14 protein-coding genes and 1 pseudogene are annotated in these 13,223 nt (G+C 47.8%); 5 read left to right on the forward strand and 10 right to left on the reverse strand.

Annotation, left to right across the window (positions count from 1 at the left end; all coding sequences use genetic code 11):
• Positions 1–5: 5 nt before the first annotated feature.
• Positions 6–632 carry a uracil phosphoribosyltransferase gene (upp, locus tag DI392_RS04850; protein ID WP_109318780.1) on the reverse strand — a complete coding sequence of 209 codons (627 nt, stop codon included), beginning with the start codon at positions 630–632 and terminating at the stop codon, positions 6–8.
• Positions 633–805: 173 nt separating this feature from the next.
• Between upp and purM the strand changes: the two genes are divergently transcribed.
• Both purM and purN read left to right on the forward strand, forming a co-directional pair.
• Positions 806–1,846, forward strand: a complete 1,041-nt coding sequence (gene purM, locus DI392_RS04855; protein WP_109318781.1) for a phosphoribosylformylglycinamidine cyclo-ligase — start codon at positions 806–808, stop codon at positions 1,844–1,846.
• Positions 1,847–1,859: 13 nt separating this feature from the next.
• Positions 1,860–2,516: a phosphoribosylglycinamide formyltransferase gene (purN, locus tag DI392_RS04860; RefSeq protein ID WP_109318782.1), complete on the forward strand. Its 657-nt coding sequence runs from the start codon at positions 1,860–1,862 to the stop codon at positions 2,514–2,516.
• A 134-nt stretch (positions 2,517–2,650) separates the two neighbouring features.
• Here the strand turns inward: purN and DI392_RS04865 are convergent.
• The 4 genes and pseudogenes from DI392_RS04865 to dnaQ all read right to left on the reverse strand — a co-directional run.
• A pseudogene (locus tag DI392_RS04865) lies at positions 2,651–3,415 on the reverse strand (class II glutamine amidotransferase); the annotation flags it as partial.
• A gap of 33 nt (positions 3,416–3,448) precedes the next feature.
• The gene (gene lpcA / locus DI392_RS04870) at positions 3,449–4,033 is read right to left on the reverse strand and encodes a D-sedoheptulose 7-phosphate isomerase (RefSeq protein ID WP_109318784.1); all 585 of its coding nucleotides are present in this window, start codon (positions 4,031–4,033) and stop codon (positions 3,449–3,451) included.
• A gap of 91 nt (positions 4,034–4,124) precedes the next feature.
• A complete protein-coding gene (locus tag DI392_RS04875) occupies positions 4,125–5,378 on the reverse strand; it encodes a TIGR03503 family protein (protein ID WP_109318785.1) in 1,254 nt (417 codons plus the stop codon).
• Between the two features lie 74 nt (positions 5,379–5,452).
• Complete coding sequence (dnaQ, locus tag DI392_RS04880; protein WP_109318786.1) at positions 5,453–6,214, reverse strand: DNA polymerase III subunit epsilon; 762 nt, start codon at positions 6,212–6,214, stop codon at positions 5,453–5,455.
• A gap of 57 nt (positions 6,215–6,271) precedes the next feature.
• Between dnaQ and rnhA the strand changes: the two genes are divergently transcribed.
• Positions 6,272–6,736: a ribonuclease HI gene (rnhA, locus tag DI392_RS04885; RefSeq protein ID WP_109318787.1), complete on the forward strand. Its 465-nt coding sequence runs from the start codon at positions 6,272–6,274 to the stop codon at positions 6,734–6,736.
• A gap of 4 nt (positions 6,737–6,740) precedes the next feature.
• Here the strand turns inward: rnhA and DI392_RS04890 are convergent, their stop codons facing one another.
• A complete protein-coding gene (locus tag DI392_RS04890; protein WP_109318788.1) occupies positions 6,741–7,472 on the reverse strand; it encodes a class I SAM-dependent methyltransferase in 732 nt (243 codons plus the stop codon).
• Positions 7,473–7,507: 35 nt separating this feature from the next.
• Here DI392_RS04890 and gloB point away from each other — a divergent pair, with 35 nt between their 5' ends.
• Together gloB and DI392_RS04900 are read left to right on the forward strand one after the other, a co-directional pair.
• On the forward strand, positions 7,508–8,266 hold the full coding sequence (gene gloB, locus DI392_RS04895; protein WP_109318789.1) for a hydroxyacylglutathione hydrolase: 759 nt from the start codon (positions 7,508–7,510) through the stop codon (positions 8,264–8,266).
• A 72-nt stretch (positions 8,267–8,338) separates the two neighbouring features.
• The gene (locus DI392_RS04900) at positions 8,339–9,952 is read left to right on the forward strand and encodes a lytic transglycosylase (RefSeq protein ID WP_109319026.1); all 1,614 of its coding nucleotides are present in this window, start codon (positions 8,339–8,341) and stop codon (positions 9,950–9,952) included.
• On the opposite strand, the gene DI392_RS04905 is transcribed toward DI392_RS04900, so the two are convergent.
• The 4 genes from DI392_RS04905 to tilS form a co-directional block, all read right to left on the reverse strand.
• Positions 9,949–10,803 carry an endonuclease/exonuclease/phosphatase family protein gene (locus tag DI392_RS04905; protein ID WP_109318790.1) on the reverse strand — a complete coding sequence of 285 codons (855 nt, stop codon included), beginning with the start codon at positions 10,801–10,803 and terminating at the stop codon, positions 9,949–9,951. The two genes, DI392_RS04900 and DI392_RS04905, sit on opposite strands and share 4 nt — an antisense overlap.
• A 206-nt stretch (positions 10,804–11,009) precedes the next feature.
• The gene (gene glnB / locus DI392_RS04910) at positions 11,010–11,348 is read right to left on the reverse strand and encodes a nitrogen regulatory protein P-II (RefSeq protein WP_109318791.1); all 339 of its coding nucleotides are present in this window, start codon (positions 11,346–11,348) and stop codon (positions 11,010–11,012) included.
• An 81-nt stretch (positions 11,349–11,429) separates the two neighbouring features.
• Positions 11,430–11,741, reverse strand: coding sequence for a c-type cytochrome (locus tag DI392_RS04915; protein ID WP_109318792.1), 312 nt, complete (start codon positions 11,739–11,741; stop codon positions 11,430–11,432).
• 3 nt (positions 11,742–11,744) lie between these two features.
• Positions 11,745–13,070, reverse strand: coding sequence for a tRNA lysidine(34) synthetase TilS (gene tilS / locus DI392_RS04920; protein WP_109318793.1), 1,326 nt, complete (start codon positions 13,068–13,070; stop codon positions 11,745–11,747).
• Positions 13,071–13,223: the final 153 nt, after the last annotated feature.

Below are 13,223 nucleotides of genomic sequence, written 5' to 3' on the forward strand. Positions count from 1 at the left end.
ACCAATTATTTAGTACCGAAGATCTTGTCACCTGCATCGCCCAGACCAGGGACGATATAACCTCTGTCATTCAGTTTTTCATCAATCGCTGCGGTATAAAGCTCAACATCCGGATGTGCTTTTTCCAGAGCTTCCAGACCTTCAGGAGCCGCAACCAGAACCAGAACCTTAATCGCTTTACAGCCTTTTTCTTTTAGCAGGTCAATAGTCGCAATCATCGAACCACCGGTCGCCAGCATCGGATCGACAACCAGCGCCATACGCTCATCAATCGCAGAAGCCAGTTTATTGAAATACGGAACCGGTTCTAAAGTCTCTTCATCCCGATAAATACCGACAACACTGATACGTGCACTCGGGATATGTTCCAGAACACCATCCATCATACCCAGACCAGCACGCAGAATAGGAACAACAGTTACCTTTTTCCCTTTGATCTGTTCTACTTCTACCGGACCATTCCAGCCTTCAATGGTTACCGTTTCTGTTTCAAAGTCAGACGTGGCTTCGTACGTTAGCAGGCTACCTACCTCTGTAGCTAATTCACGAAAACGTTTTGTGCTGATGTCACCTTCTCGCATTAAACCTATTTTATGTTTAACTAACGGATGCTTCACTTCAACAACTTTCATCTTTTTCTCCGGCTTTTTATAAAATATAAAACCTTGCAATTATACATGAACTTTGTACTTTTTTTGACAAAAAAGCAGAGATAAATTTTCTGCGCAAACGTTTTCCTTTTTGTCTTCACGCCTGATAGAATAGCGCCGATTTTTCACATCCAAACTAAAACGAGGACATCCCCGTGAGCGGTAACAACTCTTCTCTTAGCTATAAAGACGCTGGTGTAGATATTGATGCAGGTAATGCTCTGGTAGACAGAATCAAAGGTGTAGTGAAACGCACTCGCCGCCCTGAAGTAATGGGCGGTATCGGTGGTTTTGGTGCACTTTGCGAATTGCCGACTAACTACAAGGAACCTCTGCTGGTTTCAGGCACTGATGGCGTAGGTACTAAACTTCGCCTGGCTTTGGATATGAAAAAACATGACACCATTGGTATCGACCTGGTCGCGATGTGTGTTAACGACCTGATTGTTCAGGGTGCCGAACCTCTGTTCTTCCTGGACTACTACGCGACAGGTAAGCTGGACGTAGACACTGCGGCTGATGTCGTTTCAGGTATCGGTGAAGGTTGTATCCAGGCAGGATGTGCTCTGATTGGCGGTGAAACTGCCGAAATGCCAGGCATGTACGAAGGCGAAGATTACGATGTTGCCGGTTTCTGTGTGGGTGTGGTTGAGAAATCAGAAGTGATTGACGGCTCTAAAGTCGCAGCGGGTGATGCACTAATCGCGGTAGGTTCCAGCGGTCCTCACTCTAACGGTTACTCTCTGATCCGTAAGATTCTGGAAGTATCCAATGCCGATCTGAACGAAGTTCTTGGCGAGCGCACTGTGGGTGAACAGCTACTTGAACCCACTAAAATCTACATCAAATCCGCTCTTAAGATGATTGCTGAGCATGATATCCATGCGATTTCGCACATCACTGGTGGTGGCTTCTGGGAAAACATTCCACGCGTTCTGCCTGAAGGCACAAAAGCGGTTATTGATGGCAACAGCTGGGAATGGCCGGCTATTTTCTCCTGGCTGCAGGAAAAAGGGAATGTTGAAACATTTGAAATGTACCGTACCTTTAACTGTGGTGTTGGCCTGATCGTTGCGCTACCGCAAGCACAAGCTGAAGCAGCGGTTGAACTGCTGAAAGCAGAAGGTGAAACGGCATGGGTTATCGGTGCTGTTGCTGAAGCTCTGGCTGGTGAAGAGCAGGTAGAAATCAACTAAGGTAGTCCGTCACATGAAGAAGATCGTAGTACTGATCTCTGGCAATGGCAGTAATCTGCAAGCTATTCTGGATGCCTGTGAATCTGGCAGTGTTTCCGGTACAGAGGGTATTTCTGGAGCAGTGACTGCGGTCTTTTCTGATAAAGCTGCTGCTTACGGGCTGGAAAGAGCCCGTAGTTCTGATATACCCGCCATTTTTGTTGATCCCGGTGAATTTGCCTCCAGAGCTGATTTCGATGCTGCTCTGATGGAAAAAATTGACAGCTACCAGCCAGATCTTCTGGTGCTGGCGGGGTATATGCGTATTCTGAGTGATGAATTTGTCCGTCACTATCTGGGCAAAATGATCAATATCCACCCTTCTCTGCTACCTAAATACCCTGGCCTGCATACTCACCATAAGGCCATTGAGGCCGGAGATGAAGAGCACGGTACCAGTGTGCATTTTGTCACTGAAGAGTTAGACGGTGGCCCGGTTATTCTGCAGGCTAAAGTGCCGGTATTCACTGATGATACGCCAGAGCAGCTTCAGGAAAGAGTGCAGACTCAGGAGCATAAGATTTATCCGCTGACGATTCAATGGTTCCTGCAAGATCGCCTTAAGATGGCTGACGGCAGTGCCGTTCTGGACGGGAAGGTTCTGGGCTCGCACGGTTATGCCGACGAGTAATAGCATCTGGATGACAATGCATGTATACCAGCTTTAAGCTAGGTATGCATTCCCACTCAGGAGCGTTGGAACGAGAGATGCGAAACATGAGAACGAGAAAAAGGCCTTCAATTTGAAGGCCTTTTTTATTACAAATCCACTTTTTCTCCGAGATAAAACAGCACACTCTCCCCCGGCTGCATCTTCTGCCACTGTTCATTATCTGTCAGCGGCTGAGTGGCAATGACCGTCACCACATCATTAGGTGTCGTCTCTTCCTGAAAGTTTACCGTCACATCTTCATCGATCAGCGATGCCTGCCCGAACGGTGCCCGGCGAGTGATCCAGTGCAGGTTATTCGTACAAAACGTCATCAGGTATTCACTATCGCTAAGCAGCATATTGTAAACCCCAAGCCCTTTCAGGGTTTCACAGCATTCAGCAATAAACCTAAACAGGGCTGCCATATCCGTTGGTGGTTCAGGAAAACGCTGCCCCATCTGTTTCAACAGCCAGCAAAAAGCGAGCTCACTGTCTGTCTCCCCTACCGGCCGAAAACGTCCGGTATCCAGCTTCTGATAATCAGTCAGTTGGCCATTATGGGCAAAGGTCCAGAACCGGCCCCATAATTCTCTGGTAAACGGATGGGTATTTTCCAGTTTTACGCCGCCCCGGTTAGCCTGACGAATATGGCTTATCACCGAACAGCTTTTAATCGGGTACTTCTGCACCAGCTCCGCGATTTTAGAGTTATAGCTGGGGTTAGGATCCTTAAAAGTACGAAAGCCTTTCCCTTCGTAAAACGTAATTCCCCACCCGTCCCGGTGTGGCCCTGTCCGGCCTCCCCGCTGCATTAGCCCGGAAAAACTGAAACAGATATCCGTTGGTACATTGGCACTCATACCAAGCAGTTCACACATGCATTATTTCCTTTATTTTTCTGCTAACGGTTCTTATGCCGACTTAGCCATTTCTTTTTCAATTAACTGAATCACGATATGAATGATCTTAATATGGATTTCCTGAATACGGTCTGCATAACCAAAATGCGGAACGCGAATTTCAATGTCCGCAATACCGGCCATTTTACCACCGTCTTTTCCGGTCAGAGCGATCGTTTTCATGCCTTTCGCTTTCGCCGCGTCGATGGCTTTCAGGATATTACCGGAATTACCGGATGTAGATAGCCCCCACAGCACATCCCCTGTGTTACCGACCGCTTCGACATAACGGGAAAACACATACTCATAGCCATAATCGTTACTGACGCAGGACAGATGGCTGGGATCCGAAATCGCAATACCAGGGTATCCCGGACGTTCATCGCGATAACGTCCTGTCAGTTCTTCGGCAAAATGCATCGCATCGCAATGAGACCCCCCATTACCACAAGACAGCACTTTCCCTCCCTGCTTAAAAGAGTCTGCAATCATTTGAGCTGCTGCTTCAATCTTACGGATATTGTCATCGTCATTGAGAAATTTATTCAGTACTTCAGCGGCTTCATTCAGTTCTGAACGGATCAAATCTTGGTACATACTCGTCTCTCTTATATTTGAGGCTGATTTAAATAAGATCATATTTATACTTGAGTTTACTCAGAAATTCATTTTTCTGTCGATTTTTACATTAGTTTTTCGGCGGTGCATCAAGCTGCATTTCCGGTTTTTCGACTTTACGTATCCGTAGCTTGGAAATAACGAACCAGATCACCAGCCCCAGCAAAATAACAACCACATTACCAATAATAATGGTCAGCATGCCCGACTGAATAGCCTCATCTCTTTCTCTCTTGATTCTGGCCAGCTCAAGAGCCCGTTTCTGCTCTTCCTGAATACGGTGGTACTCGGCTGTTGATTTTTCGACATCCAGTTTTCGCATAACACTAAAGCTGCTCTCCGGAATAGTCAGTATCAGAGGACGTTTGGTACCGGCTTCAGTCGCAAAAACCGTACCTTTCCACGTATGCTTACCCGGAGCCTCGTCCGCCGGCAACATAAAGTCAGCCGTCAATGAATCTTTATCCGAGGAGGACTGAGTCACTCTCTGCTCTTCTTGTGGATTAGTCTGCGTGACTGTGACCGCAATACTCCCCGGCATAAGCATTCCCTGCTCCCCGGTGACCATCAGTCTATGCTGTTTTTCTTCATCCCGGGCCCGGACAAAAGTAACGGTCATTGGAGACGGGTAGACCAACGAAGTCTGCTCTACCGCACGTAAAAACACGCCATTTCCCGAGACAATGCGAGTTCTGTACTTCCCGGGGTCAACGTCAACTGGGACTTCAGCAGTGAAAATACCGTCCCCCGGGTATTCATCCAGCCCTTCCCCATCATCCATAAACGATCCAAGCATAATAGGCTCTGGCTGCAACGCCTCGGCCAGCACTTCCTCATTTTCGACATAGGGCAAAAAGGCGACCTGTAATCGAACCCGCTCAAGAAAATCCTGTAAAACGAGAGGCTTACCATCCTGAAGCAGCCTTGCGGTAAACTTAAGTCTTTCCCCCTCAAACAAACGGGAAGGAAATTCGTCCACTCTTAACTCCAGGTTAGAGAGCAGAATAATATTATTTTTCGGTGTGATCTTACCAATAGCCTGCCACGGACCAGGCATAGGCTTATCGATTGAAATAATATCCAGGCCATTTTCCTCGTACCAGGAAACATTATCCGGATAATCCCAGGCATAGTACTTTTTGCCGTCCGGACGAACCAGTACGACGGCTTTTGACGGTTTTTTCCGGTAAATAACAAATGAAATCTGCTCAATCGTCGGATCCACCCGAAAGCGATTATCCAGCAAGGAAACGGATGATTCTGTTTCAGACCGGCTCAACGGGCTGACCAGCATACATAAGAGTAATAACAGAATCCTTAGCATAGTTCCCTCAATCAGGTTGGTTGGGTTTTAGTACACACCACATTGATGTCAAAGGCAGACTGACGTCAGTACCGCTATTGACGCCAAAGGCAACTACCACCTTTCTCAACAATATCCAGACGAGACTGATGTGCATCTAATTCATCGGCAGAAGCATGCAAAACCTTTAGTGCTTTTCGCCCACCAGCCACACGTTTTATCGCTTCGCCACCGGTATCGTCTCCTTCCTGAGACCCGGCATTAAACTGCAGTGATGTCTGACCGCCGGTCATCAGAAGATAAACGTCAGCCAGAATCTCGGCATCGAGCAATGCCCCGTGGAGCGTCCGGTGAGAGTTATCTATACCATAACGTTCACATAAGATATCCAGGTTGTTTCTCTTTCCCGGAAAAATCTTCTTCGCCATCGCCAGGGTATCGGTAACCTTACAATACTGCTCAGTTTTACCAATAGCCGGGTCCAGCTTTTCAAATTCGTAATCCATAAAGCCGGTATCGAAGGGTGCGTTGTGAGCCACCAGCTCAGCCCCATCGATAAATTCCAGAAACTCTTTATGAACTTCCCGATACTCTGGTTTATCGACCAGAAATTCATCGGTGATACCATGAACTTCAATTGCGTCCGGCTGAATCTCCCGATCCGGCTTGATATAAACGTGAAAGTGTCGCCCGGTCAGTTTCCGGTCAATGATCTCAACGGCACCGATTTCGATAATACGGTGCCCCATGTAATGAGGTCCGCCTTCGCGGTTCATACCTGTGGTTTCGGTATCAAGTACCACGATACGGTGCTGGGCCGAACTATTTACGCGGCTTGAATTGTTACTGGTATTCATAATGATATCTGTGTCAGACTATGTCGATTCTGCGATTTTCAGGTAATAATATCAGACATGACAAAACAAGTTGAGATTTTCACTGACGGTTCCTGTTTAGGTAATCCCGGCCCCGGTGGCTACGGTATCGTCCTGCGTTATAAACAGACAGAGAAGCAACTGGCGAAGGGATACAAGCTCACGACCAACAACCGGATGGAAATGATGGCTGCCGTTGTCGCTCTGCGGACACTAAAAGAGCCCTGCCACGTTATTCTGACGACCGACAGCCAGTATGTCCGCCAGGGAATCACCCAGTGGATTCATAACTGGAAAAAGCGGGGCTGGAAAACGGCAGACAAAAAGCCGGTTAAAAATGCAGACCTCTGGCAGGCTCTGGATCAGGAAACCGCCCGCCATCAGGTAGACTGGCACTGGGTGAAAGGTCATGCAGGCCACAGAGAAAACGAAATCTGCGATGAAATCGCCCGTGCCGCCGCCGAATCACCGACGGAAGAAGACACGGGGTATCAGGCATCCTGACTGGTCAGGAGTCTTCTCCATACACCTTATAATTGACCCCCAACGGATAAAATCGCCGTTTCAGGTGCCAGTGAGGCTTGATCGGTTTGAGCGGATACGTGCGTTTTCTGGCCACGATAAAATACAGGCTGCCAAACAACTGTAACCGCTCACCGATACTGTTTTCCAGCCAGGTTCCTAATAAAGGTATCCTGTGCGGGAAAACGGCATAACAATCGGTATGTATCACCTGATAATTCAGTAGCCCCAACCAGTCTCTAATACGGTTTGGCGTAAACATTCTGCCACTCCATGGCAGATGGTGCTTATTCCATGGCAGCAGGCTCGATACCCCGGTTAAGCTGATCGGGTTGTACCCGGTCACAATCAGATAGCCATCATCAATCATCACCCGGTCAACTTCACGCAATAAGCGGTGAGGATCATTACAGTAATCAAGCAGGTGTGTCATCAGGACAACATCAAAGCTTTTTTCCAGAAAAGGCAACTCATAAGGATCGGCGGTTACGGTACGCAATACATTTTCTGTGTCCAGATGAACCTGATGTTGAATATTGCACATACAACTGGCAAGCTCACAACTCAAGCCCCCCAGTTTTAGCATATGGTAGCCGAATAACCTAGGGCACCATTCATCAAGGCGGGCCTGGATCGACTGAGCAACCCACTGGCCTTTCTGTAACTGATGCCAGGAATGAGGCTTCTCAAGCCTTCGTGATGTACGTGCGGGTTTCAATTGCCACCTCGCTCATAATAATTAAGGAACGAAATATGTTAGTCATCAAAAGCATACCTGCATTCAGAGATAATTACATCTGGCTGATTCAAAATAATGACAATCGTTGTGCTGTTGTCGATCCGGGCGAAGCCAAACCAGTACTGGACTATATCCAGCAACACGGGCTACAGCTTGAAACCATTTTAATCACTCATCATCACACCGATCATACCGGCGGTGTTACCGAGTTACAGCGCCACTATCCAAAACTGAATATTGTAGGACCAGAAAACGACCCGGTCGCGGCTCTGACGCACTCAGTGTCTGAAGGGAAGCAGTTTGAGCTATTCAGTGAAACATTTCATGTCATTGATCTTCCCGGTCATACGCTCGGCCATGTGGGCTATGTTGGTGGTGGCAAACTGTTTTGTGGTGATGTTCTGTTTTCTGCCGGCTGTGGCCGAATTTTCGAGGGGTCACCAGAACAGATGTATGAATCAATACAGAAAATTGCTGCACTGCCGGATGAGACAGAGATTTACCCTGCCCATGAATACACCAGCAGTAACATTACCTTTGCACTGGCAGCAGAGCCTGACAACGAAGCGCTCCTTATCTACCGGGACAAGGTGAACCGTCTGAGAACAGAGGATAAACCAACATTGCCTACGACACTAAAACAGGAAAAAGAAGTGAACCCTTTTCTCAGAACCCATGAGCCAAGTATTGCCCGATCCGTTGCAAACCGGACTACCGACACCTCGTCAATTGAGATCTTCACAGCATTACGCCGTTGGAAAGACGACTTTTAACGGCTTCTGACTTGTCACCTATATAGTATGACAAGTATGATCAGCAGCCGTTTTTTTGAAAAGGCTGTATTAATGAAAAAACTATTCGGTTGGGCAGTTGTTCTGTTACTGGCAGGATGCCAGATGACCCAACAAGAAAAACCGACGAAACAGGAGGCAGAAACCAATCCTGCCCCTGAACAGGCAATGACTCCCCTCTCTTCAGGCGTTCTTCCCGAAACAGAGTCCGCAGAGAAGGATGCTCAGGTCATACTTATTCAGGCTGAACCTGAAGACGAACCTGACGTTGTCATCGGCCCGGCCGAACAGGAAGATGTCTGGAAAAGAATCGGAATGCAACTGAGTATTCCCGTTCCTGAACATAAAAAAATTGATTACTACCGTAACTGGTACCTGAAGCACCCTCACCATCTGGAAAGTGTCTCTAAGCGAGCCACCCCCTTCCTGTACCTGATTGTGAAAAAAATCGAAGAAAGGGATCTGCCTCTGGAGCTGGCTTTACTGCCTATCGTTGAGAGTTCGTTTGACCCTTTTGCTTATTCGCATGGCAGTGCAGCCGGTCTATGGCAGTTTGTCCCGGGCACAGGGAAAATGTACGGTCTGAAACAAAACTTCTGGTACGACGGGCGACGGGATGTGTCAGCCGCGACCGATGCTGCTCTGGACTACCTTACCTATCTGAGTAATCGCTTTGATGGTAACTGGAACCATGCCATCGCCGCTTATAACAGTGGCGGCGGCAGAGTATCCCGGGCGATAACCAAAAATACCCGACTGCATAAACCGACGGATTTCTTTTCTCTGGATTTACCCAAAGAGACCAGTGGCTATGTACCCAAATTACTGGCACTGGCCGATATTGTGGCTCACCAGGACACATACGGGATAGCGATTCCCCCTATCCCCAACCATCCGGTTCTGCTGCAGGTTGACCCGGGTGAACAGCTGGATCTGGCTATCGCAGCGAAATATGCTGGCATGACAGTGAAAGAGCTACAAAGCTACAACCCGGCCTTTAACCGCTGGTCCACAGCCCCTGAAGGCCCTCATAGCCTACTGCTACCGGTAGAAAAAGCCGCTCAGTTTGAATTAGCGGCTTCGAAGAATAAAGGTAAAGGATTAAAACTGATCCGTTATCAGGTCAAATCCGGAGACGCTATCAGCCTTCTGGCGAAGAAATACAAAACCACCAGCGCAATTATTCGGGAAGCAAATGGCTTACCTAATAATAGCATCCGGGCCGGGCAATACCTGATGATCCCAACATCAACCAAAGACGGCAGCATCTACGCTTTAAGTGCAAAAAATCGTCTGGCGAAGACTCAGGCCATCAGCCGCGGGCAATACAAGCTGACTTATACCGTTTCCAGTGGCGACAGCTTATGGACTATCGCGAGTAAACATAAAGTTTCACACCTTTCTCTGGCTAAGTGGAATGGCATGGGCCCACGGGATACCCTGCGCATAGGGCAAAAGTTGGTTATCTGGAAGAAAGGGAGTAAAGGCTCCATCATCCGTACCGTTCACTACCAGGTTCGTCATGGTGATACCATCAGTGCAATAGCCAGCCGCTTTAAGGTTAAAAGCTCAGATATCATCAAATGGAATAATCTGAATAATCAGAAATACATTCAACCAGGCCAGCAACTGAAACTGTATGTTGATGTGACCAAAGTGAGTGTTTAAGGTAACGGTTCTGCGAGACGGAAACTGACCACAAGAGGATTATGATCAGAAGCGCTCGTCATGGGCGCTTCTGCTTTTATCAGCTCCATACCACGAAAGAACAGATGATCCAGCTTATAGCCGGTTAGCACTTCAGTACGGTGATCTGGCTCAAAGTGCACTTCTTTAAGCCCCAGACGGCCCATATCTTCCCTTAACTGCTCCGTGCGGCTACTGCTCCATGAGTTAAAGTCACCTGCCACCAGTACGGGTCCCGTATGTTCTAGTGCCAGCTCTCTTAATGTCTGTAGCTGCTCACTATACTCATCGATACCAAGGGTAAAGTTTACCGCATGCACATTGATAACAGCCAGAGACCGTCCATCAGATAAAGGGTACAGGCTGAACAGCGCTGATTTAGGCAAGCGAAGCCATGGCTCCATCTGCGTATAAGCACACACCGCCTGCGGTAAAGTGCGGGACAGATTGATCACCCCGGCACTCACATTAAGAGCATCAAACGCACTCACATGAGTACTTACCCAATTTTTCTTATCCAGCCACCCAGTAAATTCATCTTTAAGGCTGCTTTCCTGAAGCAGCACCAGACTGGCACTGTCACTCAAGTGGTTGAGTTCCTGTTGCCATCCGGGGCGGTTTTCCTTGTAGATATTCCAGACCAGAGCCTGCAGAGTACCTTGATTATCAATACCCTTTACTGGCGAAGACTGGTAGCACTGTCCGGTTTTCTGCCAGACACCATGCGGTTGGCGGATCATAAGTAATGGTGATTCAGGCACATCAAAAACCACCTGAAAGGCAATGTACGAACCGGAAAGTAAAAACAGAAAAGCGACGATGAGCTTTTTCATAGAGGTATCCGGAAGGGGAAAGGTTTAGGTTAGAAAAACCAGAGACTAGAGACTAGAGACTAGAGACTAGAAAGAATACAGAGCGCTTCGCTTATAGAATACAGAACACCAAGGATGAAGGAATAAGGGAGAAGGTGTTAAGTGGTTAATTCTTCGATAAACGACTTAACCCTTTCCCTTTGAAGCGTAGCGACCTTGCCTCTTTGTTAAATCGCGTCTTCGTCTTCTTCGCCGGTACGGATTCGAACCACACGCTCAACATCGCAGACAAAGATCTTACCATCACCAATCTTACCGGTCTGAGCGGTTTCAATAATGGTATCCAGGCACTGCTCGACAACATCAGCATTCACGACAATTTCAAGCTTCACTTTTGGCAGAAAATCTACCATGTATTCTGCACCACGGTACAACTCTGTATGCCCTTTCTGACGTCCGAAGCCTTTTACTTCAGAAACTGTCATACCGGTAATACCTACTTCTGCCAGCGCTTCACGAACATCATCTAACTTAAATGGTTTAATAATGGCTTCAATTTTTTTCATTGTAATCCCTTAACTACCTATTTCTATTGTCTGGCTATTATTACCGATATCATTCAAATAGCAATCTACGTAACTTAATTTTTACTTCAGCGACGAAAAATATGCTGCCATATTCTTAATCTCTTCCTCGGATAATCCCAACGCCTGTGAACGCATCATCCCGGCAAGGTTACCCTCCTTTTCCCCGTTTCTGTAGGCATAAATGGCTGCAATAAATTTTTGCTCATCCATCCCTTTTAAACTGGGATAAGTGCGGATCCTGGATTCACCGTTCACACCGTGGCACATAATACAGCGCTTTGCGGCCTCCCGACCTTTTTCCATATCTCCGGCCACCACAGTACTGGTCAGACACAGAACACCCAGAATCACACCACTTATCTTTTTCAGCATTTCCTACCCCTGCGTTTGCCTGTCCCATACCACTTCAACAGCATTACCGGAAAAATCCCGGTCTACGAAAAGCCCCGCAACACCAGCAAGACAGTCGTTATACATAATTAATGGTAAGCGGCGACGTAACCAAGGCGGAACACCATATTCCTGAAATAACTTTTTCAGCTTGCGGCTATGGGCTCTTTCTTCCGGGTGCGCCACTATCCCTTCCGGGTTAAAGCTTACCCATACCCTTTCTTCCGGTCTGGCCGCCCTAAGCTTAAAACCGTTTTCACTGACTCTATCAGTGAGCATAATAGAACCAAGCCGATCAGGTAAATCGACTGGGGTATTTAATGTGAACTCAGTACGCCAGTCTGTAATATCCTGCTGTTTATCCACCCAATATAGCCGATTCTGATAGCGGCGTATTTCACCCTGAGACAACGTCAGTCGAGGATTCGCATCTGGCTGGGCACAAACCACTTCATTCCAGATCAGGGAGAGCTGTTTACGGCCAGGCATAAGAACAGAATATGTGTCCAGCCACATCCGGATCAGCTGGTTACGTGCCAATGCCGACTCAGAATGCAAAGACACCACACTAATACCACCATCGGCACCAATCATCTTTGCCAGTCGCTCCGCAAGTAACTCATTCAGCAGAGCTTCCTGGTCGGCACATAACTGAGCACTACGGGACACCGAACGTTCGATATCCGGCCAGCGTTCAGTCAGTTGGGGGACGATATACTGACGCAAAAAGTTACGGTCATAACGGGTATCCGTATTGCTTTCGTCCTCCACCCAGCTCAAAGAATGCTGCTCTGCGTAATCGACAACCTTCTCTCGGCTCACTGAAAGCAGGGGCCGTAATAGCATGCCTTTACCAAAAGAAGCAGCCTCTGGCATAGAGGAAAGCCCTTTGGGGCCACTTCCCCGCTTTAAAGCCAGAAGAAAGGTTTCTGTCTGATCACTTAAGTGCTGACCCGTCAATAACAAGTCCCCTTCCTGAATGTGCTTTTTCAGTGCCAGATAACGCTGCTGCCTTGCTTCCTGCTCAATACTGATACGGCTGCCGAGATTCAGACATACTCTTTCAACCACCGAGGAAAGTCCAGAATCAGAGCACCATTGATGACACTGCTCCGCCCAGAAGTCAGCATTAGAACTCAGTCCATGATGAACATGAACGGCCAGACATTCTGTCTGTGGGTTATCCTGCTTAAACAGCGAGAGAAGGTGCAGAAGCACCCGAGAATCCACTCCGCCACTGAGGGCCAGTACAATTTTACAACCTGATGAATGGTACCGTTTGAGAATAGAGGAGAAATGGGGATAGAGCACGTGGACCTCTTGGGGGGAGAGACTAGAGACTAGAGACTAGAAAGAATACAGAGCGCTTCGCTTTGAGAATACAGAAAGACAACCGTCATCCCTGCGCAGGCAGGGATCTACTAAACAGATATCAGCTGACTTATTAGATTCCTGCCTGCGCAG

This window comes from Vibrio albus (genome assembly GCF_003144035.1).
Lineage (GTDB): Bacteria > Pseudomonadota > Gammaproteobacteria > Enterobacterales > Vibrionaceae > Vibrio > Vibrio albus.